At 49.8% G+C, this 25,985-nt stretch carries 25 protein-coding genes; 14 read left to right on the forward strand and 11 right to left on the reverse strand.

Annotated elements, in window-relative coordinates; all coding sequences use genetic code 11:
• Positions 1–91 precede the first annotated feature (91 nt).
• Entirely contained in the window at positions 92–604 is a 513-nt protein-coding gene (locus LOZ86_RS08960; protein ID WP_230243094.1) for a DUF2946 domain-containing protein, read from the reverse strand.
• Positions 605–1,046: 442 nt separating this feature from the next.
• On the opposite strand from LOZ86_RS08960, the gene LOZ86_RS08965 reads away from it, so the two are divergent.
• Both LOZ86_RS08965 and mdoH read left to right on the forward strand, forming a co-directional pair.
• The gene (locus LOZ86_RS08965) at positions 1,047–2,549 is read left to right on the forward strand and encodes a glucan biosynthesis protein G (protein ID WP_106389038.1); all 1,503 of its coding nucleotides are present in this window, start codon (positions 1,047–1,049) and stop codon (positions 2,547–2,549) included.
• Positions 2,542–5,091 carry a glucans biosynthesis glucosyltransferase MdoH gene (gene mdoH, locus LOZ86_RS08970; protein ID WP_039480269.1) on the forward strand — a complete coding sequence of 850 codons (2,550 nt, stop codon included), beginning with the start codon at positions 2,542–2,544 and terminating at the stop codon, positions 5,089–5,091. Before LOZ86_RS08965 ends, mdoH begins: the two co-directional genes overlap by 8 nt.
• A gap of 117 nt (positions 5,092–5,208) precedes the next feature.
• Here mdoH and LOZ86_RS08975 read toward each other — a convergent pair whose 3' ends face one another.
• The gene (locus LOZ86_RS08975; protein WP_111778413.1) at positions 5,209–6,129 is read right to left on the reverse strand and encodes a Kdo(2)-lipid IV(A) acyltransferase; all 921 of its coding nucleotides are present in this window, start codon (positions 6,127–6,129) and stop codon (positions 5,209–5,211) included.
• Between the two features lie 260 nt (positions 6,130–6,389).
• Positions 6,390–7,484, reverse strand: coding sequence for an NADH:flavin oxidoreductase/NADH oxidase (locus LOZ86_RS08980; protein ID WP_039480276.1), 1,095 nt, complete (start codon positions 7,482–7,484; stop codon positions 6,390–6,392).
• A 235-nt stretch (positions 7,485–7,719) separates the two neighbouring features.
• Between LOZ86_RS08980 and trhO the strand changes: the two genes are divergently transcribed.
• Entirely contained in the window at positions 7,720–8,787 is a 1,068-nt protein-coding gene (gene trhO / locus LOZ86_RS08985) for an oxygen-dependent tRNA uridine(34) hydroxylase TrhO (RefSeq protein ID WP_039480277.1), read from the forward strand.
• Positions 8,788–8,861: 74 nt separating this feature from the next.
• Here trhO and LOZ86_RS08990 read toward each other — a convergent pair whose 3' ends face one another.
• The 6 genes from LOZ86_RS08990 to pyrC form a co-directional block, all read right to left on the reverse strand.
• Positions 8,862–9,437 carry a YceI family protein gene (locus LOZ86_RS08990; RefSeq protein ID WP_165707374.1) on the reverse strand — a complete coding sequence of 192 codons (576 nt, stop codon included), beginning with the start codon at positions 9,435–9,437 and terminating at the stop codon, positions 8,862–8,864.
• A gap of 29 nt (positions 9,438–9,466) precedes the next feature.
• The gene (locus LOZ86_RS08995) at positions 9,467–10,021 is read right to left on the reverse strand and encodes a cytochrome b (protein WP_039480281.1); all 555 of its coding nucleotides are present in this window, start codon (positions 10,019–10,021) and stop codon (positions 9,467–9,469) included.
• 454 nt (positions 10,022–10,475) lie between these two features.
• Positions 10,476–10,730, reverse strand: a complete 255-nt coding sequence (gene bssS / locus LOZ86_RS09000) for a biofilm formation regulator BssS (protein ID WP_010276127.1) — start codon at positions 10,728–10,730, stop codon at positions 10,476–10,478.
• A 239-nt stretch (positions 10,731–10,969) separates the two neighbouring features.
• A complete protein-coding gene (locus LOZ86_RS09005) occupies positions 10,970–11,227 on the reverse strand; it encodes a hypothetical protein (protein WP_039480282.1) in 258 nt (85 codons plus the stop codon).
• 88 nt (positions 11,228–11,315) lie between these two features.
• Positions 11,316–11,555, reverse strand: a complete 240-nt coding sequence (gene dinI, locus LOZ86_RS09010; protein ID WP_039480284.1) for a DNA damage-inducible protein I — start codon at positions 11,553–11,555, stop codon at positions 11,316–11,318.
• A gap of 106 nt (positions 11,556–11,661) precedes the next feature.
• Complete coding sequence (gene pyrC / locus LOZ86_RS09015) at positions 11,662–12,705, reverse strand: dihydroorotase (protein ID WP_039512633.1); 1,044 nt, start codon at positions 12,703–12,705, stop codon at positions 11,662–11,664.
• 184 nt (positions 12,706–12,889) lie between these two features.
• Between pyrC and LOZ86_RS09020 the strand changes: the two genes are divergently transcribed.
• Positions 12,890–13,177, forward strand: coding sequence for a putative quinol monooxygenase (locus LOZ86_RS09020; RefSeq protein ID WP_039480289.1), 288 nt, complete (start codon positions 12,890–12,892; stop codon positions 13,175–13,177).
• A gap of 62 nt (positions 13,178–13,239) precedes the next feature.
• Here the strand turns inward: LOZ86_RS09020 and rne are convergent, their stop codons facing one another.
• The gene (gene rne / locus LOZ86_RS09025) at positions 13,240–16,560 is read right to left on the reverse strand and encodes a ribonuclease E (RefSeq protein WP_039480291.1); all 3,321 of its coding nucleotides are present in this window, start codon (positions 16,558–16,560) and stop codon (positions 13,240–13,242) included.
• 594 nt (positions 16,561–17,154) lie between these two features.
• Between rne and rluC the strand changes: the two genes are divergently transcribed.
• On the forward strand, positions 17,155–18,111 hold the full coding sequence (gene rluC, locus LOZ86_RS09030) for a 23S rRNA pseudouridine(955/2504/2580) synthase RluC (protein ID WP_039480293.1): 957 nt from the start codon (positions 17,155–17,157) through the stop codon (positions 18,109–18,111).
• 62 nt (positions 18,112–18,173) lie between these two features.
• On the opposite strand, the gene LOZ86_RS09035 is transcribed toward rluC, so the two are convergent.
• Positions 18,174–18,758, reverse strand: a complete 585-nt coding sequence (locus LOZ86_RS09035; RefSeq protein WP_039480296.1) for a Maf family protein — start codon at positions 18,756–18,758, stop codon at positions 18,174–18,176.
• A gap of 140 nt (positions 18,759–18,898) precedes the next feature.
• Between LOZ86_RS09035 and yceD the strand changes: the two genes are divergently transcribed.
• From yceD to pabC, 9 genes are all read left to right on the forward strand, one after another.
• Positions 18,899–19,423, forward strand: a complete 525-nt coding sequence (gene yceD, locus LOZ86_RS09040; RefSeq protein WP_039480298.1) for a 23S rRNA accumulation protein YceD — start codon at positions 18,899–18,901, stop codon at positions 19,421–19,423.
• Positions 19,424–19,435: 12 nt separating this feature from the next.
• Positions 19,436–19,606: a 50S ribosomal protein L32 gene (gene rpmF / locus LOZ86_RS09045; RefSeq protein ID WP_005970518.1), complete on the forward strand. Its 171-nt coding sequence runs from the start codon at positions 19,436–19,438 to the stop codon at positions 19,604–19,606.
• 29 nt (positions 19,607–19,635) lie between these two features.
• Complete coding sequence (plsX, locus tag LOZ86_RS09050) at positions 19,636–20,682, forward strand: phosphate acyltransferase PlsX (RefSeq protein WP_039480301.1); 1,047 nt, start codon at positions 19,636–19,638, stop codon at positions 20,680–20,682.
• Positions 20,683–20,688: 6 nt separating this feature from the next.
• On the forward strand, positions 20,689–21,642 hold the full coding sequence (locus LOZ86_RS09055) for a beta-ketoacyl-ACP synthase III (protein ID WP_111778415.1): 954 nt from the start codon (positions 20,689–20,691) through the stop codon (positions 21,640–21,642).
• Between the two features lie 17 nt (positions 21,643–21,659).
• Positions 21,660–22,589, forward strand: coding sequence for an ACP S-malonyltransferase (gene fabD, locus LOZ86_RS09060; RefSeq protein WP_039480306.1), 930 nt, complete (start codon positions 21,660–21,662; stop codon positions 22,587–22,589).
• Between the two features lie 14 nt (positions 22,590–22,603).
• Positions 22,604–23,338, forward strand: coding sequence for a 3-oxoacyl-ACP reductase FabG (gene fabG / locus LOZ86_RS09065; RefSeq protein WP_010276180.1), 735 nt, complete (start codon positions 22,604–22,606; stop codon positions 23,336–23,338).
• 154 nt (positions 23,339–23,492) lie between these two features.
• Positions 23,493–23,729 (forward strand): acyl carrier protein, encoded by a 237-nt coding sequence (gene acpP / locus LOZ86_RS09070; RefSeq protein ID WP_005970506.1) that lies wholly within the window; start codon positions 23,493–23,495, stop codon positions 23,727–23,729.
• An 81-nt stretch (positions 23,730–23,810) separates the two neighbouring features.
• Positions 23,811–25,052, forward strand: coding sequence for a beta-ketoacyl-ACP synthase II (fabF, locus tag LOZ86_RS09075; RefSeq protein ID WP_039480309.1), 1,242 nt, complete (start codon positions 23,811–23,813; stop codon positions 25,050–25,052).
• Between the two features lie 127 nt (positions 25,053–25,179).
• Complete coding sequence (gene pabC, locus LOZ86_RS09080; protein WP_039512629.1) at positions 25,180–25,977, forward strand: aminodeoxychorismate lyase; 798 nt, start codon at positions 25,180–25,182, stop codon at positions 25,975–25,977.
• The last annotated feature ends 8 nt before the right edge of the window (positions 25,978–25,985 follow it).

The following is a 25,985-nucleotide window of genomic DNA, read 5'->3' on the forward strand; positions in this document are numbered from 1 at the left end:
AAATCACTTAGCAAAAAAATGATCAAACGCCACACCTGAAAGGGTATAGCGCGATGCGTTATAAATGCACATAAGCATGATGATGCGTGATTCAGAAAGGCGGGGCGCGGACTACAGGGGAAGCATAACGTTCAGGAAGGACAATGCGGGAGATAAAGTGAATAACCAGCGCTTCAGATAAAGATGCGGTCAGTATGGGATTGAGAGATCCTGTTGCGAACAACGCTGGCGTATACGAAAAGAGTACGCAATAACCGCAAGCGGCATGATCCATCACCATGGACGGTGATGAGGGAGAATGGTGTGATTGCGTCGCGTGGTGCCCGGACATCTCATGTCCGGTATGATTATGATGTGGTTCGGTTATACTGCCGCTGTGGCTGGTGGACGCTGTTGTATCATGCGCGCTGGTCGTATCTACAGCAGTACTATGTGCAGCAGTGCTATGTGTAGTCGAACTATGCGGGTTTGCACCATTTTCATGAGTATGGACCCCATGAAGCACCAGTGTTTGTGAAATCACTGGGGCAATGAAAATGGTCAAAATAGCGAAGATGCCGACCCAGGCTGGGAAACTTCGCCGTCGTAGCGCGGACAAAAGCATAGCAGTCTTAATTCAATAATACCGGGTTCAGCCAAGGAGTGTACTTTACTTGCCCTGGCATTGTTACACAAATGTTTATATCCACCCGACCTCACACGTCATGTGAACTGTCGTCGCTATCCGTTACGGTTTTTATCGGTGGGGCAAAGGAAATGGCGCGGGCGTAAACGGAATAATCCTACGCACGCGCAGGTCGATATTCGCTATAGTCCGTGGCTGTTTTCCATTTTTACAACCCGGTTTATCATGCTTTATCGTTCTCGTTGTTTAAACGCTGACCTATTATGATGAACAATATCTTTATCAAGTTGTCGGAAAGCTAACTTATCCATTAATATGGATTTTAGTTGATTGAAGCACACCAACAGGGGGAGCTGTGCTGGATAATAAATTTGGGTTTAAACAGCGGGTTGCTAGCCTTCGCTGGCTGTCCGCCGCCGTTATGCTGTCTGTAAGCGCAGTGCCTGCTTGGGCATTTTCTATTGATGATGTGGCACAGCAGGCTGAAAAGCTGGCACAAAAGGGTTTTGAAGCGCCGAAAAGTAATCTGCCTGCGCAATTCCGTGATATGAAATTTGCGGACTATCAGCAGATTCGTTTCAATAACGATAAATCATACTGGAATAATGTACAGACGCCTTTTAAGCTCCAGTTTTACCATCAGGGCATGTATTTCGATACGCCGGTAAAAATTAATGAAGTGACGGCGACAACGGTTGATGAGATTAAATACTCTCCTGAGTATTTTGATTTTGGTTCCGTTAATCACGATCCTGAAACGGTTAAAAATCTCGGCTTTGCTGGTTTTAAAGTTCTCTATCCGATCAATAAAGCAGATAAGAACGATGAAATCGTCAGCATGCTGGGTGCTAGTTATTTCCGTGTGGTAGGTAAAGGCCAGATTTATGGCTTGTCAGCCCGTGGTCTGGCTATCGATACGGCTTTGCCTTCTGGTGAAGAGTTCCCGCGCTTCCGTGAGTTCTGGATTGAACGTCCAAAACAAAATGATAAACACCTGGTGATTTATGCGCTGTTGGATTCGCCGCGTGCCGCAGGGGCTTACCGTTTTACCGTTTATCCAGGTCGTGACAGCGTCGTAGATGTTCAGGCTAAAGTCTTCCTGCGTGATAAAGTGGGCAAGCTGGGTATCGCTCCGCTGACCAGTATGTATCTGTTTGGGCCGAACCAGCCGTCACCAACGCTGAATTATCGTCCAGCGCTGAACGACTCTAACGGTCTGTCAATCCATGCCGGTAATGGCGAATGGATTTGGCGTCCGCTGAATAATCCTAAGCATCTGTCCGTGAGCACGTATGCGGTAGAAAATCCGAAAGGGTTTGGTCTGCTACAGCGTGGCCGTGATTTCGCTGCCTACGAAGATCTTGACGACCGTTACGATCTGCGTCCAAGCGGCTGGATTGAGCCGAAAGGCGAATGGGGCAAAGGGAAAGTTGAACTGGTTGAAATCCCTACCGCGGATGAAACCAATGACAACATCGTTGCCTTCTGGACGCCGGATGTGTTGCCTGAAACGGGCAAACCGTTGGATATCAAATATCGTCTGCACTTTACGCGCGACGAAGATCAACTGCACTCCCCGAACATTGCCTATGTTCAACAAACTCGCCGTTCTGCCGGTGATGTTAAACAATCTAACCTGATCCGCCAGCCTGACGGCACGATCGCTTACATTGTGGATTTTGTTGGACCGAATTTAAAAGAGTTGGATGAGAACGCGCCGGTAGTCTCTCAGGTCAGCATTGGCGACAACGGCGAGATTGTAGAAAATAATGTTCGCTATAACCCGGTAACTCATGGCTGGCGTCTGACGCTGCGTTTGCGTGTGAAGGATGCGAAACAGCCGACTGAAATGAGAGCTGCGTTGGTTAATGGCGAGACGACATTGACTGAAACCTGGAGCAATCAGCTGCCTGCTAATGAATAAGTCAACTTCTTCTCTCGATTACATTGAGAAACTTCCTCTGCCTGCTCCGCAGGCAGAGGTTCTTCGCGAAAAATTACCGCAAGCGGCCTGGAACGATCAGGCCGTTTTGCATCAGGCCTTGTCTGAAGGTAGCCAAGTCAATGTTCAGTCTGAAGAGGATGCAGCGTTGCATTCCGTGCAGGCTCGTCTTGAAATGGCTTGGGCTGATGGCCTGGCCAGCGGTAAGCAGCTCGGAACAGACAGGGAAGGGCGGACGGCATTAAAAGCGATGCCCGTCATTACCCGTGCCTCTATGTTCCCTGATGTTTGGCGGACGAACCCACTGATTCGCTGGTGGGAAAGTCTGCTGGGCCGTACCGTACCGCCTCGTCCTCATTACAGCCCAGAAGAGAAAATTTCCGAAAACCGCTGGCGTCTGGTGGGGACAATCCGCCGCTATATTCTGCTGGCGTTGACGCTGTTCCAGACGGCGATCGCAACCTGGTATATGAAAACCATCCTGCCTTATCAGGGGTGGGCGCTGATCGATCCGTTTGAAATGGCGGGTCAGCCTTGGACGCGCTCGGTGATGCAGTTGCTGCCTTATGTGTTACAAAGCGGCATACTCGTTCTGTTTGCGGTGCTGTTCTGTTGGGTGTCGGCTGGGTTCTGGACCGCGCTGATGGGGTTCCTGCAACTGCTGATTGGTCGAGACAAATACAGTATCTCTTCCACGACGGTGGGTAACGAGGCGCTGAATCCCGAGCATCGCACGGCGTTAATCATGCCGATTTGTAACGAAGACGTAGAACGCGTGTTTGCGGGATTACGTGCGACGTATGAATCAGTTGAAGCGACGGGCAACCTTGAGCATTTTGATATTTACGTCCTGAGTGACAGTAATGATCCCGATATCTGCGTAGCAGAGCAAAAAGCCTGGATGGAACTGTGCCGTGATGTTGGTGGAGCAGGGCGTATCTTCTATCGCCGTCGCCGTCGTCGCGTCAAACGTAAGAGCGGCAATATCGATGACTTCTGCCGCCGCTGGGGTAATCAGTATAGCTATATGGTGATACTGGATGCCGATAGCGTAATGAGCGGTGAATGTCTGACGTCTTTGGTCAGACTGATGGAAGCGAACCCGAACGCCGGTATCATCCAGTCCTCGCCGAAAGCCTCTGGCATGGATACGCTGTATGCACGCTGCCAGCAGTTTGCAACGCGTGTTTACGGCCCGTTGTTCACCGCTGGCCTGCATTTTTGGCAACTGGGTGAGTCGCATTACTGGGGGCATAACGCGATTATCCGCGTTAAACCGTTCATCGAGCACTGTGCCTTGGCACCGCTGCCGGGTGAAGGTTCGTTTGCTGGTGCGATTCTGTCTCACGACTTCGTTGAAGCGGCGCTGATGCGTCGTGCAGGATGGGGAGTGTGGATCGCATACGACCTGCCGGGAAGTTATGAAGAGCTGCCGCCTAACCTGTTGGATGAACTGAAACGTGACCGCCGCTGGTGCCATGGTAACCTGATGAATTTCCGGTTGTTCCTGGTGAAAGGCATGCATCCGGTTCACCGTGCTGTTTTCCTTACTGGTGTGATGTCTTATCTGTCTGCACCGCTGTGGTTTATGTTCCTGGTGCTCTCTACAGCTTTACAGGTTGTGCATACGCTGATGGAACCACAATACTTCTTGCAGCCTCGACAGCTGTTCCCCGTCTGGCCACAGTGGCGGCCGGAACTGGCTATCGCACTCTTTTCAACGACATTAGTCTTGCTGTTCTTGCCAAAATTATTGAGCGTGATTCTTGTGTGGGCGAAAGGAGCAAAAGAGTACGGCGGCGCTGTCCGAGTCTTCCTTTCTCTGTTGCTGGAAATGCTGTTCTCGGTTCTGCTGGCACCGGTTCGTATGCTGTTCCACACGGTGTTTGTAGTCAGTGCGTTTCTCGGCTGGTCAGTACAGTGGAATTCTCCACAGCGTGACGATGATGCGACACCGTGGAGCGAAGCATTTGTGCGCCATGGTTCCCAGCTGATTCTCGGACTGGTCTGGGCGATTGGCATGGCATGGTTGGATCTGCGCTTCTTATGGTGGCTGTCACCGATTGTCTTCTCACTGATTCTGTCGCCGTTCGTATCGGTTTATTCGAGCCGTGCAGCATTGGGTTTGGGCTGTAAGCGTGCGAAGCTGTTGATGATCCCTGAAGAGTTTAATCCGCCACGCGAACTGGTCGCTACGGATGAATATTGCCGATTGAACCACCAACGTAGACTCGATAACGGGTTTATGCAGGCTGTCTTTGATCCGTCAGTTAACGCCCTTGCCAGTGCAATGGCAACGGCCCGTCATCGCTTCAGCCAGGCAATTGAAGACGTACGTGAGCAAAATGTGCGTGATGCCTTGAGTCGTAAGCCAGAAGAGGTGAGCAATAATCAGCGTCTGGCATTGCTTAGCGATCCCGTTACGATCTCGCGCTTGCACTACCATGTGTGGCAAAAACCGGAAGCGTATGCTGCGTGGGTTGAGTCTTACCAAAAACTTCCCGCACCTCATATCAAAAGCTAACTGCTTGTAGTATAGAAAATTAGTGGTGTGAAAGATAAAGCAACGGCAATCAATGCCGTTGCTTTTTTTCGTCTGTCATAAGGTGTCGCAATGCCTGAAACTACAGGAGTACATTCGTTAATAAAGGTACGGTTCACCTTCTGGGCGGGTTTTGAAACGGCGATGTAGCCACATGTATTGATCCGGGGCGAACAGAATATTCTTTTCAACAATCTTGTTCATCCAGGCAGCGGTCACGGTTTCATTATCTACAGGTGCACCCTGTTCAGCAGGCTGAATCAGTAATTCATAACCTTTTCCTTCGGGCAGTCGGCGTGGCACAAATGGGATGATTGCCGGAAGCGCCGTTTTTATCAGCATATAGCTCCCGCGGGTGGTTGCCGCGGTGTCTACGGCAAACAACGGGGCGAATACGCTACTGCGCGGGCCATAATCATGATCTGGGGCATACCAGATGATGTCACCCTGTTTGAGGGCGCGTATCATGCCCTTAAGATCTTTCCGGTCCAGCATGGATTTATTGGAACGCAGTCTTCCCCATGTCTGTAACCAGTCAATCAGCTTGTTATCATTCGGACGATACACGCCGATTCCCGGATTGTGCATCCCAAAAACGCGCGCACCGAGTTCCAACGTTAAAAAATGTAGCCCGATCAGTAATACGCCTTGCTCCCGCTCGTTCTCAGGGCGTATGTGCTCAAGGCCTGTAACCGTAAACCAGCGTTCGAGACGCCAATTTGGCCAAAACCAGGCCATACCTGTTTCAACTACGCCCATGCCGACCGATTCAAAATTCTTCCTAACTAATACATCACGCTCGGCCTGTGGCATGTCGGGGAAACACAGTTCAAGGTTGCGAGTGGCGATCTTGACGCGCTTTGGTAGCAGGTGTATAGCCAGACAGCCGAGCGCAGTACCGATACGATAAATAACGGGGTAGGGCAGCAAAACGATCAGGTAAAGGATACCGATGCCCAACCAGGTGAGCCAGTAGCGCGGATGTAGCAATGAACGATTAAAAGAAGGGATTTGGGTCATGGCCTCAGTATCAACATTTTGGTGCTGGTCAGCACGCGAACCGTTAAAAAAATCGATTTAATGACTAACTGCAAGATAGATTATTGCGGTGCTTTGCCAATAAAACAAATTATCGCCGCCTTATTGGCTGATTTTTATGCAAAAAACGGTCTTAATCGTATCATTCCCAGAGAATGAGTTTTGACATTTGGTGGCATGCCGCATGCTGAGAGAGGGACGCGGCGACCCTGATTGGGTCGCCTGGCACATCATACTTATCGCTATTGTTTGAAAATACCTCTGGCGTAACGTGGCTCGCTGCGCCAGTACTGTGGGGGAGCAGATACTTGTGCGCCCAGTCGGGCGGCGGCATGCCACGGCCAGCGTGGATCGAAAAGTATAGCGCGAGCCAGCCCGATAGCGTCTGCCTCACCGGTTGCAACGATCGCTTCAGCCTGTTCCGGTTCGGTGATCAATCCAACAGCGATGGTCGTAATACCAACCTCTTGCTTAATTCGCTGCGCATACGGCACCTGATAATTAGGTGCAGGATGAATCTGTTGTAACGGCGATAGCCCGCCGCTGGAAACATGGATGAAGTCGCAGCCTAATTCGTGTAGCGCTTTACTGAGCTGTACAGATTGTTCCAGATCCCAGCCTTCTTTCACACCATCTGTTGCAGAAATACGCACGCCGACGGCTTTATGTGCAGGGAAAACGTCGCGTATCGCGCGGTAAATTTCAATGACCAGACGCATACGATTCTGAAGCGAGCTGCCATAGCGATCTGTGCGCTGATTTGTCAGCGGTGAAAGGAACTGGTGCAGTAAATAGCCGTGAGCCGCGTGAATCTCTATCAGGTCAAAGCCCAGACGGTCCGCACGTTTAGCGGAGTCAACGAACGAGTCAATTAGCGCACGGATTTGCGGTTCTGACATGGCCTGTGGTGTCGCATCGCTGGCGTTATAAGGAACAGCCGATGGTGCGATAGTTTGCCACCCCCCCTGTTCCGGGCGCAGAAATGCCCGCCCGCTCCACGGAACGCCTGTTGATGCTTTGCGACCTGCATGCCCCAACTGTATGCCGAGAGGTATGGCAGAATAGGTTTTTACCGCGTGAATCGCACCAGCAAGAGCGTGTTCGGTCGCGTCATCCCACAAACCAAGGTCGTGCGGGGAAATCCGCCCTTCTGGTGAGACTGCGGTCGCCTCAATAATAAGTAGCCCTGCTCCAGAATGTGACAGATTACCTAAATGCATGGTATGCCAGGCTGTTGCCTTGCCGTCCTCAGCTGAATACTGACACATAGGTGCAATGATAATTCGGTTGGGCAGTTCGAGTTTACCGAGCGATACGGGAGAGAAAAGCTGACTCATAATGACAAATCCTTCGATGATGGTGCTTCATGAAAGCGAAAATGAATCCCAGAAGCTATTGGTTTACGGTAAGATCATGGGTTTACGGTAGATCACTCTTTGTCGTTGCGCTATCCATTTCATGCCCTGACAGGCTTGGCGCTATCAGGTATGATGCCGGGCGATTCAGTATGTCGAGCCATAGCTCGATGATAAACGTCACACGCTAACCTCAATGAAGACAGGAACGTACACCATGCCAGTGTTACATAACCGAATTTCTAATGAGGAACTGAAGGCGCGTATGCTTGCGGAAACCGAGCCGCGTACCACAGTTTCCTTCTATAAATATTTTATGATTGACGATCCAAAAGCCTTTCGCGATCGTCTGTATATTCAGCTTGAGCAATATAAGGTCTTCGGGCGCATTTATATTGCTACTGAAGGGATTAATGCCCAAATCAGCGTGCCCAATAATCAGTTCGATGCCTTTAAAGCCGCATTGTTCAGTGCGCATCCGGCACTCGATCAGATTCGCTTAAATATCGCTTTGGAAGATGACGGGAAATCGTTCTGGGTATTGCGTATGAAAGTACGCGAACGGATTGTTGCCGATGGCATTGACGATCCTACCTTTAACCCAGCGAATGTCGGGCAATACCTGAAAGCCGATCAGGTTAATGCGATGGCCGACGATCCTGATACCGTATTCGTCGATATGCGTAATCATTACGAATACGAAGTCGGACATTTCGAGAATGCGCTGGAAGTACCGTCGGATACTTTTCGTGAGCAGTTACCGATGGCCGTGGATATGCTGGATGAGGCGCGTGATAAAAATATTGTCATGTACTGCACGGGCGGTATCCGCTGCGAAAAGGCCAGCGCCTACATGCTGCATCACGGTTTTAAAAACGTGTATCACGTAGAGGGCGGTATCATTGAATATGCTCGCCAGGCTAAAGCTCAAGGGCTACCGCTGAAGTTTATCGGCAAGAATTTCGTGTTTGATGAGCGAATGGGAGAGCGTATCTCTGATGACGTTATCGCGCATTGCCATCAGTGCGGAGTATCGTGTGACAGTCACACTAACTGCCGTAATGAAGGATGCCATCTTCTGTTTATCCAATGTCCGAGCTGTGCTGAAAAATACGAAGGTTGCTGTAGCACGCCGTGTCAGGAAGAGATGAAGCTGCCGCTGGAAGAACAAAGAGCGATACGCAGCGGGCGTGAAAATGGGATGAAAATCTTCAATAAATCCAAAGGGTTATTGCAGTCAACGTTGCACATTCCGGTACCCGCAGCAAAAGATAAGGCTAAATAGCCAACGGCTTATCGTGCAATATAAAAGCCCTTTCCAACGGAAAGGGCTGTGTATTGTTGATGCGCAGTGCCGCCTTATTTCTGGCGAACGCCTTCAACGGCAATAATCAATTCTACATCCTGTGAAGCTGGACCCAAATCGGTTGTAATGTTGAAGTCTTTCAGCTTGATAGTGCCTTCGGCTTGGAATCCTGCACGATAGTTACCCCAAGGATCATCACCCTGACCAATGAGTTTGGCATCCAGCTTAACGGGCTTGGTGACGCCATTTAAGGTCAGGTTGCCGGTAATATCGTAATCTTCGCCATCTTTCTTCACTTCAGTGGACGTAAACGTTGCCTGCGGATGCTTGGTAACGTTTAAAAATTCTGCACTGCGAAGGTGCTTGTCACGTTCAGCGTGGTTAGTGTCAACGCTGTTGGTGTTGATAGTGACATTCACTTTATCCGCTGATGGGTTTTTCTCATCAAAGGTAAAAGCGCCATCGAAGTCGTTAAAGCTGCCGTAAAGCCAGCTATAACCGAGGTGTTTAATGCGGAATTCGATAAACGCGTGCTGGCCTTCTTTATCGAACTTGTACTCTGCTGACAGTGCGGAACCGGCAGAGGTAAGCATGGATACTGCAGTCAGGCTCAGTAGTGTTTTCTTCAGCATTGGTATTTCTCCATAAATCCAGAAAGTTAAGGAACGTTGCGACCCAACATCCGTTTCAACGTGTTATCACCATCGATAAAGTGGTGTTTTAATGCGGCTAAACCGTGCAGCGCTGATAAGGCAACCACCGCCCATGCAAGATAAAGATGCACGTCGCCTGCTATATCGGCCTGATCCGTCAAGCCGCTGACAATGGCCGGAATAGAAAACCAGCCAAAAACTGAGATGGAATGCCCTTCGGCAGTGGAAATGAGATATCCACTAATGAGAATGGCGAAAAGAATGACATAAAGTGCAATATGAGCCAGCATCGCGCTGACGCGGGTTAATGTGGAGTAACTTTTCAACGCCGGAGGCGGTGGGGAGATAAAACGCCACACCACGCGAAAGATTAAGATGGCAAAGAACAGCACGCCAATCGCTTTGTGAATCTCTGGGGCACGGTGATACCAAATATTGTAGTACCCTAATGTGACCATCCACAGCCCTAAAGCGAACATGCCATAAACGGTTAACGCTGCAATCCAGTGCAACAGAATGCTGATATGGCCATAACGAGAAGAGGTATTACGCCAAAGCATGGTGATAACTCCTTATCAGATCGGTAACGCAGTCAATTCGGCGAAATTTAACAGGAAGAAACATAAAATCAATATAAACTTTCAAATTGTAACATTATCATAAACATGAACAATTTTTTTGAATTTAAATTCATAATTTATTCAGTTTGGTTATGGAAGATCTTTACTAGAAATAGATATTTCTGATACCTGTTTTCAGGTGAAAGATGAATAAAGATGGCGGCTAATTAAATTAATTGTGCCGGAAAGACACTCGATTAGTTGAATAATTATGTAGCGGGTGATTATTGGTATAAAATCAGGCGAGTGTGACGTAGTCTATATATGCTATAAAAAGAAATGAGAACAAACCTAAAATAACAACACCGCCAATAAGGCGGTGTTGTTATTTTAACAATTGTCATTAACGTAAATCATTGGGTATTGAATATAATATTAATAACGTTATCAATTACTAATGTTTTCGATAATCACTGGCGTCACAGTCTGTTGATTCGATTTTTGCAATACCGGCTTCGAGTATGTGTATCAACTGCCTTGCAACATCTGTCGTTAGCCAGAGCGTCCGGTCTACATGTGCTTCATCTGGTGCTTGGTCCGAGGTGGATAAGTAGTGCAAACGGATCATCATGGCGTCATAACTGTCAACGGTGCTGATGTCCCAACCTACAAGAGGATGTGTCTGAATAACTTCATTTTTTCTATCCATAAATACCCCTTATTGACTAGTTACTAACATGAGTGACTAACGAGGCTTCAGGTGGATCATTATTTTTAAACAAGCATTATCAGTATACTGTGGCTTATTTAATTTATTGGAAATATTTTCAATTTTTCGTAAAACACATTAGACATGCAGGTATGACTAAGGGATAAGCGATGCGTCAGATAAAATATCGGGACGAATAGGCTTTCATCCCGAAGGTGTTGTTACAGGGCAATCGAACATTATTCTACAGCAGGCCCCGAATTTTTCTCTAATGCGGCAGCAAGTCGGGTAAGGTATTTCTTCATTGCTGGATCCCGATTTTCATTTTGAGATTCCAGTGTCAGATTGTGAATCATCAGCTTATTTGCTTTCTCATCAAGGCAGAATGCCAGGGATGAAAAGGCGAGTTCCAGAGCATCGATCTTGCGTTGTTGCTCGCCAATCAGCTCCAGCAATTCCCCGAATGTCATTGCCTCTTCTGGTTTTTCTACCGTCATAACAGATACCCTCGGTCATAGCACATGGCGAAATGCCGCTTTAAACTGCCATTACAGCCTATATCTTCGTTATCTTTCAAGCTTTAGATTACTCTGCCGTAAACCAGTCATCGGCACTTTCCCACGTTTCCTGCAAGATTTCAGAGATACGATCTTTGTCCTCTTTGCCAGCTCCCATTACCGTCAGGCTGTTTGCGGATGTATAACGAACCTGAATGGGGGTATCGGGATAAATTTTATGAATACGTTTTTCCAACTCATGCCTGAGCGCGTCGATGGCACCGACGGGTAAAGGCGTTGTCTTTGCAAGAGTGATTTCTACGCGCATGCTGACCTCCAAACTTTAAACTGTTTATTTATACAGCCATTGCAAGTGGAGAACAAGACGCGCAATAAAATTTAGCCCATCGGCATAATGCGGTTGGGCTTGTCGACTAACGGACTGACCAGTTGAGGCTTTGTCCGGCGAGGAAGGGGATTAGCGACTCGTCGCCGAGAGGGATTTCTTCTGGGAATGTGACGGTTTCACGGTGAAGCTCAATCCAACTGTCGTTCACCGGCAGGCCATAAAAACGCGGGCCGTTTAGGGAGCAGAATGCTTCGAGTTTATCCAACGCGTTCATTTCTTCAAAAACGGTGGCGTATGTACTTAATGCCGCCTGAGCATTGAACACACCGGCACAGCCGCAGCTGGACTCTTTTCTGTGTTTGGCATGCGGTGCGGAGTCCGTGCCGAGGAAAAGCCGGTCACAGCCGCTGGCGACGGCTTCACGTAGCGCCTGCTGATGCGTATTGCGTTTTAAGATAGGCAGGCAATACAGGTGAGGACGAACGCCACCAACCAGCATATGATTGCGATTAAACATCAGGTGCTGCGGCGTAATGGTTGCGGCGAGGTAATCATTACCGTCAACAACATACTGTGCGGCTTCTTTCGTTGTAATGTGCTCAAGGACGACTTTCAGTTCAGGGAACTGTTGGCGTAATGGTTCCAGCACGGTTTCGATGAAGCGTGCTTCCCGATCGAAAATATCCACGGCGGAATCGGTAACTTCACCGTGGATGAGTAACGGCATGCCAATTTTCTGCATTTGTTCCAGAATGCCGAAAATATTGGCGATGCTGGTCACCCCATGGCTGGAGTTCGTTGTGGCGTTGGCTGGATAGAGTTTGGCCGCGGTAAAAACGCCTTGCTCAAAACCACTCACGACTTCGTTAGCATCAAGCGCATCGGTCAGGTAGCACGTCATCAGCGGATGAAAATCATCACCCTGCGGGACCGCGGCTAAAATACGCTGACGATACGCGATAGCGCTGGCTACGCTGGTAATCGGCGGCGTCAGGTTAGGCATAACAATCGCACGGCCAAAGAAACGACTGGTATAGGGGAGAACGGTTTCCAGCATCCGATCGTCACGCAGGTGAATGTGCCAATCGTCAGGGCGACGGATTTTAAGAATAGTGGGCTGTGCGGTCATGGAATTGCGCTCCGGCGGTCAGTAGAAAAACAGCATCTTTCGGTTGGTTTTGGGACTGATACGGCGGGGGATAAGGATAAGCGTAAAGCCATTTGAATGCATCCGTTTGTTGATGAATGCTTGAAATTAACCGTGGATTGGCATTTGATAGCATTATCTTTTCATTGATAAATAAGGGATGTATATGGAAATTCGTATTGTGGCCACTATTCAGGCAAAAGCAGAGTTCATTGCAGATGTTACTGAAACGCTAAAACGGTTGGTATCGCCAAGCCGACAGGAAGTAGGCAATGTGCAGTATGATCTGCATGAAGTTGTGGATAAACCGGGTTTGTTTGTGTTCTTCGAGCGTTGGAAGAATCAAGATGCTGTGGCATCACATGGGCAGAGTGAGCACTTTAAACGCTTCTTGGTGGAACTGGATGGCAAAACAGACAGCGTAGATATTAAGACGTTGAGCTTTTTAGGCTAACGACAGTTTCTGAATAAAAAAACACCCGCCAATTGGCGGGTGTTTATCTATAGAAGCCAGAATTACTCGCTGACGGGTGTAGGTTTGGTTGCTGGTGCAGTTGATTGGTTAACTGCCGCATGACCGCCTGCCGAACCTTTTCCTAAGAACGGATAGTCTGGACGTACCCAATCACTGTGTCGAGCAGGCTCAGCATGGTATGCCGGCGCTGGCGCTTTAGTCATTGGTGCTGTCGCATGGAGCTTATAACGAGGCTGATCAACATCAGCAACCGCAGCTGCTTTTGTTTCGCTCAATACCGGCTCTTCCGCAATCTGCTGTTCGTTGGTCGTGGTTACAGGCTTATCCTGAACGCTCAGTGTTGCGCTAATTTCCTGAACTGCGGAAACCGCCGGAGTAGAAACAGGTTCTGTCACATCTGCTTTCTCGGTTGTATCAGCGATGTTGTCCGTCTGCTTGTCTTCTGCAACTGCTTCCATTGCGACATCGTCAGTCACGATAGTTTCAGCCACTACAGCTTCAACTAATGTGTTTTCAGTAGCAATAGGTTCAACGATCTGTACGTCTTCAGCAGCCTTTGCTTCCTCAACGGCACTTACGGCAACTGCAGCGATAGCATCATCGATAGCGGTGTTCTCGGTAACGGGTTCGACGACGGTTTCTTCGTCTGCGGCACTTACCTCGACATCTGCGACATTGCTATCCTGAATCACGTCGGCAGACTGTGCTGTTGCGGTTACAGCGACTTCTTCCTGAACCACTGCTTCAATAATCGCAACGTTTTCAACCGCGTTGGATTCCACTGTATCTGCTTGTGCAGTCACTGCGGCTTCAACGACGGCAGGTAACAGCGGTGTTTCAATCGCTGCAACGTTTTCGTCCTGTGGTTGGCTTTCAGCCTGCTGTGTCTGTACAAGAGGATAGCTGACCCATACTTTTCCTGATGCCATTTCCGGTGATGCGGCGGCAAATTCCAACTGCATAGGAGACTGAGACGGGTAACGCTCATCACGATAGCGACGGCGACGTTGACCGCTAACGCGCAGGTGACGCGGTGAGCGACGTGAACGACGTGGCATACCGCTATTCTCGGCGTTGGCACGATTTGCGTCATTTTGCTCGCTATCGACTTCGTTATTGTCTACCGCAGCATTGTTTGGTTTGACGTAAGCTTGAGTCTGCTCGGATGCTTCAGCAACAGGCACAGTGTTACCAGAGAGAGTATCCTGCTCAGTTTCAGACTGGACACGTACTTTCTGCGTCAACTGACGGCGTTGACGGCGTGGCATAACCTGAGTCGGTGTATCCTGCTCGGCTACATTGTCATCAATGACTGGTTGTGCTTTTGCCTCAGCCGGAGCCTGTCGGCGCTCATCCTGACGACGACGCTGACGCTCGGCACGTGGTTCACGACGCGGCTGCTCTTCCGATCCAGCTTTCTCAGCATCTTCTGCAACGCGGGTTTCAACAACTGCTTCCTCGTTTTGTCGCTTATTACGGCGCTGGTCATCGCGTTGTTCACGTGAGCCACGGTCACGGCGATTATTACCCTGACGGCGTGAGTTCCGACGTTCAGACCGCTGACCCTCAGTAGATTTCTCTTCTTCTGCTTTCTTATCGTCAGCAGCATCCACTGTTTTTTCAACAGGTTCAGAAGCGAATACGCCTTTCAAGGCACTGAGGAAACGGCTAATGAGGCCCGGTTGAGCATCCTCTGTGGCTTTCGCTACAGCAGGAGCCTCTTTGGCAACTGGAGGCGTGGTTTCCTCTGGCATTTCAGTCATGCTAAATGTTGCTAAAGCCGGTTGTTCAGGCTGTTTACGCTCGATCGTTTGTTCGTCTTGCAACTGCTGCGTTTCCGTTTCCAAACGCTGAGGCAGCAAATAGCTGAGCGTCGGTTTTTCTTCGCCTTTACGGACGCGAACAACGGAGTAGTGCGGTGTCTGCATACCGTCGTGTGGCACGATGATCGCGCGCACGCCGCCTTGACGTTTCTCAATGGCGTTAACGGCATCACGCTTTTCGTTCAGCAGATAAGACGCAATCTGAACTGGAACAATCGCGTGGACTTCTTTGGTATTTTCTTTCAGCGCTTCTTCTTCGATCAGACGAAGAATAGACAGTGAAAGTGATTCATTGTCACGAACTGTGCCTGTGCCGCTACAGCGTGGGCAGACGTGGTGGCTGGATTCACCCAGCGAAGGGCTCAGACGCTGACGCGACATTTCCAGCAAGCCAAAGCGGGAAATCCGGCCGATCTGAATACGTGCACGATCCTGGCGTACAGAGTCGCGCAGGCGGTTTTCAACTTCACGTTGGTGACGAACTGGTGTCATATCGATGAAGTCGATAACGATCAGGCCACCGAGGTCACGCAAGCGCAACTGACGGGCAATTTCGTCTGCGGCTTCAAGGTTGGTATTGAACGCAGTTTCTTCAATATCACCACCGCGCGTTGCACGGGCGGAGTTGATATCGATTGCTGTCAGCGCTTCGGTCGTATCGATAACGATAGAGCCACCGGACGGCAGGCGAACTTCACGCTGGAAAGCCGATTCGATCTGCGATTCGATTTGATAGTGGCTGAAAAGCGGAATTTCGCCACTGTACAATTTGATTTTGCTGCTGAAATCGGGGCGACCTAGCGCAGAAATGTGTTCTTTCGCCAGATCGAGAATTTTTGGGTTGTCGATCAGGATTTCGCCAATGTCCGGGCGCAGATAGTCACGGAAAGCACGGACGATCACATTACTTTCCTGATGGATCAGGAACGGTGCAGAGCGGCCTTCGGCGGCTTTTTTGATCGCGTCCCAGTGTTTCAGACGGAAAGCCAGATCCCATTGCAGCGCTTCAGCGGATTTGCCCACGCCAGCGGTACGAACAATAAGCCCCATGCCATCGGGCAGTTGCAACGATCCCAACGCTTCTTTGAGCTCGGTACGATCGTCACCTTCGATACGGCGTGAAATACCGCCTGCACGAGGATTATTCGGCATTAAGACCAGATAGCTGCCTGCCAGACTGATAAAGGTGGTCAGTGCCGCGCCTTTGTTGCCACGCTCTTCTTTGTCTACCTGAACAATGACTTCCTGACCTTCACGTAACACGTCTTTGATGTTAGGACGACCGTGGGAAGAATAGTTGCTAGGGAAGTATTCGCGGGCGATTTCTTTAAGAGGGAGGAAACCGTGTCTTTCAGCGCCGTAATCAACAAAAGCCGCTTCAAGACTGGGTTCGATACGAGTGATTTTACCTTTGTAGATATTTGCTTTCTTCTGCTCATGGCCTGGACTTTCGATATCCAAATCATACAGCCGTTGACCATCAACCAAGGCAACACGCAACTCTTCTTGCTGAGTTGCGTTAATTAACATTCTTTTCATCTTCAACTTACTCGTTATTTTTACTTGCATTATTGATAGAGCTGCGGACAAAAGAACCGCATGACCGGAGTGAACCGATGGTCTCGTGGCTTATCGCAGGGACGTCAACCTCCCGGTTGTCGCCTGCATAGAGACGCATGTTTCGGTAGCCTGTGTTTCCTGATGGAAAACAGCGCATTTACTGAGGGAACAGCTTCTGAATTATGTCGCCAGATCTGATTCCATTTGCCGGCCAAGCTGCAATCCGCAGCCCGCTAACTGCTTGATATCACATTACGTCTTACGCCATTGCTGCGTGTGTGTGTCATCAGGCAAACTTAATAATTTCGCAATTTCCCCTTGTTCTATCGGAAATCCGCGTGGGAAACGCAAAAGCATTATTCCACTGCTGATACCGTTATAGCAAGGTGACTTTACCTGTCTGTATAAAGATAGTTCTGTTGTTATCACTAAAACGGACAGGGTTTGATGCTATAGCCCAACTCACCCGCCCACTTATTCGATAGTGCAACAATATCTTCATAAGTCAGACACACAGTTAAGCACAGAAAAAGAAGTGGCGCTATCGGGTTGCTCTATTTAGAATCGCGCATCATGAAAACAGATAATCCTTCAGTACAATTTGTGACGATCTCCGCAGATGAAGCGGGGCAGCGCATCGATAATTTTTTACATACCCACTTAAAGGGTGTGCCTAAAAGCATGGTTTACCGTATCTTGCGAAAAGGTGAGGTAAGGATAAATAAGAAACGGGTCAAACCTGAGTATAAATTGCTCGATGGTGATGTCATTCGTATTCCGCCTGTTCGACAGGCAGAACGCGATGAAACCCCTGTTTCTGCCAGTCTTGGTAAAGTGGCGGCGTTGGCCGAGTGCATTATTTATGAAGATGATTACCTGCTGGTGCTAAATAAGCCCTCAGGTACAGCCGTGCATGGCGGCAGTGGCTTAAGTTTTGGCGTGATTGAAGGGTTACGGGCTTTACGCCCTGAAGCGCGTTTTCTGGAATTAGTACACCGCCTCGATCGCGATACCTCTGGCGTTTTGCTGGTCGCCAAAAAACGTTCGGCCTTACGTTCTCTGCATGAACAACTACGGCTGAAAGGCATGCAAAAAGACTATCTGGCGCTGGTTCGCGGCCAGTGGCAGTCTCACTGCAAGGTCGTTCAGGCTCCACTGTTAAAAAATATCCTGCAAAGCGGTGAACGCATCGTACGGGTAAACAGCGACGGTAAACCGTCAGAAACTCGCTTTAAAATAGAAGAGCGTTTTGAACACGCGACGCTGGTGCGGGCTAGCCCTGTTACTGGGCGTACGCACCAAATTCGTGTACACGCGCAGTATGCCGGGCATCCTATAGCATTCGATGACCGCTACGGCGATCGTGAGTTCGATCAGCAACTGGTAGGCACAGGCCTAAAACGTCTGTTCCTGCATGCACAAGCGCTGCGTTTTGAGCACCCGAACACAGGTGAGACGCTGAGGGTCGAAGCCCCATTGGATAGTGGATTGCGTCGCTGTCTGCAAGCGTTGCGCAAGACAAAAGCATAACCTCGCATACCTACATGCCTTATTTGTCGGGATAGTGCTTCATCGTGCTATCCCGATTCATTTCACATCGTCAGTGGATTCACGCCTTCCTTTTGTAACATCTGTGTTAGCGCGATCAGTGGCAACCCAATGAGCGTATTAGGATCGCGCCCAGATAGCCGCTCAAAGAGGGTAATGCCCAATCCTTCGCTTTTAAAACTGCCCGCGCAGTTCCACGGCTGTTCTTTCTCCAGATAACCGTCAATTTCCGCTTCCGTTAGCGTACGAAAATGCACGTCAAATGGCTCTGCGAGGCTCTGTATTTCTTGGGTCGCGCTATTGAAGAGCGCTAAACCCGTAAAGAAGGAAACACACTTTCCGCTGGCCTGCTGTAACTGGCGTGTTGCGTTACCCTTGTTATGTGGTTTTCCTGTTATCGCGTTCCCAAGGACGCAAACCTGATCGGAACCGATAATCAGGTGATTAGGGTAGTGAGCGGCCAGCACTCGTGCTTTGCTTTCAGCAAGGCGGATCACGAGATCGACGGCGTTTTCTCCGGGGTGAGGGGTTTCATCAATGTCTGGCGATGCGCAAACAAAGGGGATCGCCAGCTTTTCCAACAAGGCTCGGCGGTAAGGTGACGTTGAGGCGAGAACAATCTGCTGCATAATTTTTTGATAAACCGTAGCGTAATGATGAAAGGCATTTTAAACTATGCGCCGCTCTGGAAGCGAATATTGGTGAAAGGTGGTGTATCACTGCCTTTTTCTTTGACTCTATGTCGTTACGACGTTAATATGCGCGCCCTATGCAAAAGGTAAAATTACCCTTAACCCTTGATGCGGTCCGCACTGCTCAGAAGCGTTTAGATTACGTTGGTATCTATTCAGCTGAACAAGTAGAGCGTGTTGCCGAATCAGTGGTGAGTGTGGATGGTGATGTTCAGGCCTCTTTATCTTTCAATATTGATAATCAGCGTCTGGCGGTGATTGACGGTAACGCTGACGTTACTGTCACTCTGATGTGTCAGCGTTGCGGAAAGCCGTTTGAACATCAAGTCCATGCGACATTCTGTTTCAGCCCGGTCGTCAATGATGAGCAGGCCGAAGCGTTACCGGAAGCGTATGAGCCGATCGGCGTCGATGGTTTTGGCGAAGTCGATCTGCTGGCAATGATTGAAGATGAAATTATTCTGATGTTGCCTATCGCCCCGGTGCATGATTCTGAACACTGTGAAGTGTCCGAAGCGGATATGGTATTTGGTCAACTGCCTGCAGAGGCGGAAAAACCAAATCCATTTGCCGTATTAGCCAGTTTAAAGCATAAGCAATAAGGAGTAAGGTCCATGGCCGTACAACAAAACAAACCTAGCCGTTCCAAACGTGGTATGCGTCGTTCACATGATGCGCTGACTACCGCTTCTGTATCCGTAGATAAAGTTTCTGGCGAAACTCACCTGCGTCACCACATCACTGCGGATGGTTACTACCGCGGTCGCAAGGTCATTGCTAAGTAATTCTTGCGAATTATTTGCAAGGCAATACCTTGACACGCCTAACTCTGGCGTTAGATGCGATGGGCGGGGATTTTGGTCCCTGCGTAACAGTGCCTGCTGCATTGCAGGCACTGGCTTCTAATCCAGCTCTCAATTTGTTATTAGTCGGCGATCCTGCTGCGATTACTCCATTACTTGCCAAAGTCGATTCAGATTTACTTTCCCGCTTAGAAGTTATACCGGCGGAGTCGGTTATTGCTAGTGATGCGAGGCCGTCGCAGGCTATTCGTGCGAGCCGTGGTACCTCAATGCGCATAGCGCTTGAGTTGATTAAAGACGGCAGGGCACAGGCCTGTGTAAGTGCAGGCAACACCGGTGCGCTTATGGGGCTGGCAAAGCTCCTGATTAAGCCACTGGACGGAATTGAGCGACCCGCGTTGGTATCAGTATTACCTCACCAGCAACACGGAAAAACAGTCGTGTTGGATCTGGGGGCAAATGTTGACTGTGACAGCACGATGCTGGTTCAGTTTGCCGTGATGGGCTCAGTGATGGCAGAAGAAGTGCTGGAACTGACTAATCCTCGGGTCGCGTTGTTGAATATCGGTGAAGAAGAAAGCAAAGGGCTGAGCACTATCCGTGAAGCAGCGGCACAGCTAAAAGAGGCACCATCAATAAATTATATCGGTTATCTGGAAGGCAACGATCTGCTGACTGGGAAAACGGATGTGATGGTCTGTGACGGCTTTGTGGGCAATGTCACCCTGAAAACGGTGGAAGGCGTGGTAAGGATGTTCCTGTCACTGCTGAAATCTCCAACTTCAGACCCTGGGCAAAAACAAAAGCGATCCTGGTGGCTGAAATGGCTAGGGCGTTTGTTACAAAAACGCTTATCAAAGCGTTTCGGTCATTTGAATCCCGATCAATATAATGGCGCATGCCTGCTAGGGTTACGGGGAACTGTAATCAAAAGCCATGGTGCAGCAAACCAGAGAGCGTTTGCGGTTGCTATTGAACAGGCAATGCAGACGGTACGGCGGCAGCTTCCCGAGCGGATTGCCGCTCGTCTAGAAGCGGTATTACCCAAGAGTGATTAAGCGTACATGTATACAAAAATAATCGGAACGGGCAGCTACCTGCCTGAAGAAATCAGGACGAACGCTGATTTAGAAAAGATGGTGGAAACGACGGACAACTGGATCGTCACACGTACTGGAATCCGTGAGCGCCGTATTGCTGCGCCGGATGAAAACGTGGCGACCATGGGATACCGTGCCGCGCAAAAAGCGCTGGAAATGGCGAATGTCGATCCTTCTGAAGTCGGTCTTCTGATTGTTGCTACAACATCATCAAGCCATGCTTTCCCTAGCTCAGCCTGTCAGGTTCAGCAACTGCTAGGGATCAAAGATACGATCGCCTTCGATCTGGCCGCTGCGTGTGCAGGTTTTACCTACGCTCTGAGCGTTGCCGATCAATATGTTAAAAGTGGTGCGGTAAAATACGCACTGGTGATCGGTTCTGATACGTTGTCTCGTACATTGGATCCTGAAGATCGCGGCACGCTGATTCTATTCGGTGATGGTGCGGGTGCTGTCCTGTTAACGACGTCAGAGCAACCGGGTATTCTTTCTACCCATCTGCATGCCGATGGCCGTTATGGCGAACTGCTGACGTTGCCACATCAGGATCGTAATCATACGGATACGCCTGCTTACCTGACGATGGCGGGTAATGAAGTCTTTAAAGTGGCCGTGACTGAACTGGCACATATCGTTGAAGAAACGCTGCAAGCGGCTCAACTGGATAAAAGTGAATTAGACTGGCTGGTGCCTCATCAGGCTAACCTGCGCATCATCAGCGCCACGGCGAAAAAGCTGGGTATGGGGATGGACAAGGTGGTTGTGACGCTGGATCGTCATGGTAATACCTCCGCAGCCTCTGTGCCTTCAGCGCTTGATGAAGCGGTGCGCGATGGGCGTATTAAACCAGGGCAACTGGTGCTGCTTGAAGCCTTCGGTGGCGGTTTTACCTGGGGTTCTGCACTGGTTCGTTTTTAATTAAACAGGATTGTGATATGACGCAATTTGCAATGGTGTTCCCAGGTCAGGGATCGCAGACGGTAGGGATGTTGGCTGAACTTGCTGCAGAATACCCGATCGTCACTGAAACGTTTGCTCAGGCTTCTGAAGCGTTAGGTTATGATTTGTGGCAATTGACCCAGCAAGGGCCGGCTGAAGAGTTGAATAAAACTTGGCAGACGCAGCCTGCATTACTGACCGCTTCTGTCGCTATCTGGCGCGCCTGGCAGCAGCAGGGCGGCAAAACACCTGCTCTGATGTCTGGTCATAGCCTTGGTGAGTATTCAGCACTGGTTTGTGCCGGTGTTCTGGATTTCCAACAGGCTGTTCGTCTGGTTGAATTGCGTGGCAAACTGATGCAGGAAGCGGTGCCGGAAGGTACGGGTGCGATGTATGCCATTATCGGGCTTGATAACGATGCCATTGCTAAAGCGTGTGAAGAATCCGCGCAGGGGCAGGTGGTGTCTCCGGTAAACTTCAACTCACCGGGTCAGGTGGTGATCGCGGGCAATAAAGACGCCGTTGAGCGTGCTGGTGCTGCGTGTAAAGCAGCGGGTGCGAAGCGTGCGCTGCCGCTGCCTGTCAGCGTACCGTCACACTGTGCGCTGATGGAGCCAGCAGCGAAGAAACTCGCTGTCGCGCTGGAATCCGTGACGTTTAATTCTCCGGTCATCCCCGTTGTGAATAATGTTGATGCTCGCATCGAAACCACGCCGGAAGCCATTCGCGATGCGCTGGTGCGCCAGCTTCATTGCCCAGTGCGCTGGACTGACTGTGTTGAATTTATGGCTTCTCAGGGCATTGAGTCGCTGCTAGAAGTCGGGCCGGGTAAAGTATTGACTGGCTTAACCAAACGAATCGTCGATACCCTGACAGCAGCAGCGGTGAACGATCCTGCTTCTCTATCAGCGGCGATTGAGAAATAAGAACGGAGAAGACAATGAGTTTTGAGGGGAAAATTGCACTGGTTACCGGTGCAAGCCGTGGTATTGGGCGTGCCATCGCCGAGACGTTGGTTGCCCGCGGGGCAAAAGTCATTGGTACCGCAACCAGCGAAAAAGGTGCTGAAGCCATTAGTGGCTGGCTGGGTGAGAACGGTAAAGGTTATATGCTGAATGTTGCCGATGCAGCATCAGTAGAAAGCGTATTAGCAGAAATTCGCGCAGAATTCGGGGAAATTGATATTCTTATCAATAACGCGGGTATCACCCGTGATAACCTGCTGATGCGTATGAAAGATGATGAGTGGCACGATATTCTGGATACCAATTTAACGTCGGTATTCCGCATGTCTAAAGCAGTGATGCGTGCCATGATGAAGAAACGTTTTGGCCGGATCATTACCATCGGTTCCGTTGTGGGAACGATGGGCAATGCAGGACAAGCTAACTACGCGGCAGCGAAGGCGGGACTGATTGGTTTCAGTAAATCCCTCGCGCGTGAAGTGGCTTCTCGTGGTATTACGGTCAACGTTGTCGCGCCTGGTTTTATCGAAACAGATATGACTCAGGCATTGACAGAAGAACAGCGAGCAGGCATTTTGACGTCGGTTCCAGCTAACCGACTCGGTGATGCTAAAGAAATCGCCAGTGCTGTTGTATTTTTAGCCTCTGATGAAGCTGCTTACATTACTGGCGAAACATTGCATGTCAATGGCGGCATGTATATGATCTAAAAAGCTCGAAAACTATTTGCATTATTTGCGGTGATAACCGCAAAATAGCACAAAATCGTGGTTCAACCAGCCGAGATTTTGTTGCATCTTTTCAAACATTTTATACACTACGAAAACCATCGCGAAAGCGAGTTTTGATAGGAAATTTAAGAGTATGAGCACTATCGAAGAACGCGTTAAGAAAATCATCGTTGAACAGCTTGGTGTTAAGCAGGAAGAAGTCGTAAACAATGCTTCTTTCGTTGACGACCTCGGCGCTGATTCTCTTGACACTGTTGAGCTGGTAATGGCTCTGGAAGAAGAATTTGATACTGAGATTCCAGACGAAGAAGCTGAAAAAATCACGACTGTTCAAGCAGCCATTGATTTCATTCAGGCTAACCAGCAGTAAGCGAACATATCTAGGCGGTCATTCGACCGCCTAAGTTTTTTTGTCCCGCAGTGTCTTTTTTTCCCTCCCTGGAGGATAAGCGTGTCTAAGCGTCGAGTAGTTGTGACCGGACTGGGCATGTTATCTCCTGTCGGCAATACAGTTGAGTCTACCTGGAGTGCTCTTCTTGCCGGTCAGAGTGGTATCAGCCTGATCGACCATTTCGATACTAGTGCCTACGCAACGCGTTTTGCTGGCTTAGTAAAGAATTTTAATTCTGAGGAATTCATTTCGCGTAAAGAAGCACGCAAAATGGATGCCTTTATTCAATACGGTGTTGCTGCTGGCGTTCAAGCTATGCAGGATTCCGGTTTGGAAATCACGGAAGAAAACGCTCCGCGTATCGGTGCGGCGATTGGTTCCGGCATCGGCGGTCTGGGTCTTATTGAAGAGAACCACACTGCGCTGGTGAATGGCGGCCCGCGTAAAATCAGCCCGTTCTTCGTGCCATCAACCATCGTCAATATGGTGGCTGGGCATCTTACTATCATGTACGGAATGCGTGGCCCGAGCATCTCTATCGCTACGGCCTGTACGTCTGGCGTACACAATATTGGTCAAGCCGCTCGCATTATTGCTTACAACGATGCGGATGTGATGTTGGCTGGTGGTGCAGAAAAAGCCAGTACGCCATTGGGTGTCGGTGGATTCGGTGCCGCTCGTGCATTGTCTACGCGCAATGATAATCCTCAGGCGGCAAGCCGTCCGTGGGATAAAGACCGTGATGGCTTTGTACTGGGTGACGGTGCTGGCCTTATGGTGCTGGAAGAGTATGAACACGCGAAAAAGCGCGGTGCAAAAATCTATGCAGAAATTGTTGGATTTGGCATGAGCAGCGATGCGTATCATATGACGTCTCCACCAGAGAACGGTTCTGGTGCTGCGTTGGCGATGGAAAATGCGCTGCGTGACGCGGGTCTGGCAACGAGCCAGATCGGTTATATCAACGCGCATGGCACCTCTACGCCTGCGGGTGATAAAGCTGAAACGCAGGCAGTGAAATCCGTATTTGGCGCAGACGCCAGCAGTGTGCTGGTGAGCTCGACAAAATCCATGACGGGTCACTTGCTCGGTGCTGCAGGCGCAGTAGAGTCTATTTTCAGTATTCTTGCTCTGCGCGATCAGTCTGTTCCGCCAACGCTCAATCTGGACAATCCAGATGAAGGCTGCGATCTGGATTTCGTGCCCCATGAGGCGCGTCAGGTCAGCAACCTGGAATACGTACTCTGCAACTCTTTCGGCTTCGGTGGAACCAACGGTTCTCTGATCTTCCGTAAAGTTTGATTGCGATAGCGTTTTTAAAAAACCCGGTTTCCGGGTTTTTTTTTGCCTGCATAAAATCAGACACACCTGCTTGTCTGCAACGCCGCTTTGCTGGCAAGCTGACGACGATGAATGATGCGGAGCTTATATGCTGTGGATTAATGGTCAGTTACAGGAACAGCTTTCGGTACTCGATCGGGGTACACAGTACGGTGACGGCTGTTTTACGACAGCCAGAGTATGCGATGGCGAGATTGTCTGGCTTGATCGGCACGTCGTGCGTCTGCAACAGGCCGCTACGCGCTTATTATTTCCGACGCTTGATTGGGAAAGCCTAATCGCTGAAATGAAACAGGCTGCGCTGGGGCGGGCGGACGGCGTAGTGAAAGTGATGCTAACGCGGGGTGTCGGCGGGCGAGGTTATAGTGCTCAAGGCTGTGCGCAGCCAACCCGAGTCGTCATGCAGGTAAGTTATCCTGCGCACTATGCCGGCTGGCGTGAGCACGGTATTAGCCTGAATCTCAGCCCGGTGGCGCTCGCTAAAAGTCCGCTGTTGGCGGGGATAAAGCATCTGAATCGGCTCGAACAAGTGCTGATCCGCGCGCATCTTGACCAGACCTCAGCCGATGAGACCCTCGTGCTTGACACTTCTGGTGCGCTAGTGGAATGCTGTGCCGCGAATTTATTCTGGCGTAAGGGGCATCGGGTTTATACGCCGGATTTATCCGAGTCAGGTGTGGATGGCGTTGCCCGGCAGCATATTATTGCCTTGCTGGCAGATTCTGATTTCGAGCTACAGATCGTCAGCGAACCCCAGACCGCACTGTCTGATGCGGATGAAGTGCTGGTTTGTAATGCATTAATGCCGATTGTCCCTGTAAATCAGGCGCACATCTGGCGTTATCACTCCCGAGAGCTTTATCAATTCCTAAGTCCTGACTGCTAGTAGATGGT

The organism is Pectobacterium parvum (assembly GCF_020971565.1).
Classification (GTDB): Bacteria; Pseudomonadota; Gammaproteobacteria; order Enterobacterales; family Enterobacteriaceae; genus Pectobacterium; species Pectobacterium polare.

Coding starts and splice junctions, on each gene's coding strand:
- rluC (WP_039480293.1), top strand. CDS start 17,155: ATGAAAACAGATAATCCTTCAGTACAATTTGTGACGATCTCCGCAGAT.
- LOZ86_RS08965 (WP_106389038.1), top strand. CDS start 1,047: ATGCTGTCTGTAAGCGCAGTGCCTGCTTGGGCATTTTCTATTGATGAT.
- pyrC (WP_039512633.1), bottom strand. CDS start 12,705: ATGACCGCACAGCCCACTATTCTTAAAATCCGTCGCCCTGACGATTGG.
- fabD (WP_039480306.1), top strand. CDS start 21,660: ATGACGCAATTTGCAATGGTGTTCCCAGGTCAGGGATCGCAGACGGTA.
- bssS (WP_010276127.1), bottom strand. CDS start 10,730: ATGGATAGAAAAAATGAAGTTATTCAGACACATCCTCTTGTAGGTTGG.
- rpmF (WP_005970518.1), top strand. CDS start 19,436: ATGGCCGTACAACAAAACAAACCTAGCCGTTCCAAACGTGGTATGCGT.
- LOZ86_RS08960 (WP_230243094.1), bottom strand. CDS start 604: ATGCTTTTGTCCGCGCTACGACGGCGAAGTTTCCCAGCCTGGGTCGGC.
- LOZ86_RS08980 (WP_039480276.1), bottom strand. CDS start 7,484: ATGAGTCAGCTTTTCTCTCCCGTATCGCTCGGTAAACTCGAACTGCCC.
- LOZ86_RS08975 (WP_111778413.1), bottom strand. CDS start 6,129: ATGACCCAAATCCCTTCTTTTAATCGTTCATTGCTACATCCGCGCTAC.
- mdoH (WP_039480269.1), top strand. CDS start 2,542: ATGAATAAGTCAACTTCTTCTCTCGATTACATTGAGAAACTTCCTCTG.
- LOZ86_RS09035 (WP_039480296.1), bottom strand. CDS start 18,758: ATGCAGCAGATTGTTCTCGCCTCAACGTCACCTTACCGCCGAGCCTTG.
- yceD (WP_039480298.1), top strand. CDS start 18,899: ATGCAAAAGGTAAAATTACCCTTAACCCTTGATGCGGTCCGCACTGCT.
- LOZ86_RS09020 (WP_039480289.1), top strand. CDS start 12,890: ATGGAAATTCGTATTGTGGCCACTATTCAGGCAAAAGCAGAGTTCATT.
- trhO (WP_039480277.1), top strand. CDS start 7,720: ATGCCAGTGTTACATAACCGAATTTCTAATGAGGAACTGAAGGCGCGT.
- pabC (WP_039512629.1), top strand. CDS start 25,180: ATGCTGTGGATTAATGGTCAGTTACAGGAACAGCTTTCGGTACTCGAT.
- LOZ86_RS08995 (WP_039480281.1), bottom strand. CDS start 10,021: ATGCTTTGGCGTAATACCTCTTCTCGTTATGGCCATATCAGCATTCTG.
- fabG (WP_010276180.1), top strand. CDS start 22,604: ATGAGTTTTGAGGGGAAAATTGCACTGGTTACCGGTGCAAGCCGTGGT.
- dinI (WP_039480284.1), bottom strand. CDS start 11,555: ATGCGCGTAGAAATCACTCTTGCAAAGACAACGCCTTTACCCGTCGGT.
- LOZ86_RS09005 (WP_039480282.1), bottom strand. CDS start 11,227: ATGACGGTAGAAAAACCAGAAGAGGCAATGACATTCGGGGAATTGCTG.
- acpP (WP_005970506.1), top strand. CDS start 23,493: ATGAGCACTATCGAAGAACGCGTTAAGAAAATCATCGTTGAACAGCTT.
- LOZ86_RS09055 (WP_111778415.1), top strand. CDS start 20,689: ATGTATACAAAAATAATCGGAACGGGCAGCTACCTGCCTGAAGAAATC.
- rne (WP_039480291.1), bottom strand. CDS start 16,560: ATGAAAAGAATGTTAATTAACGCAACTCAGCAAGAAGAGTTGCGTGTT.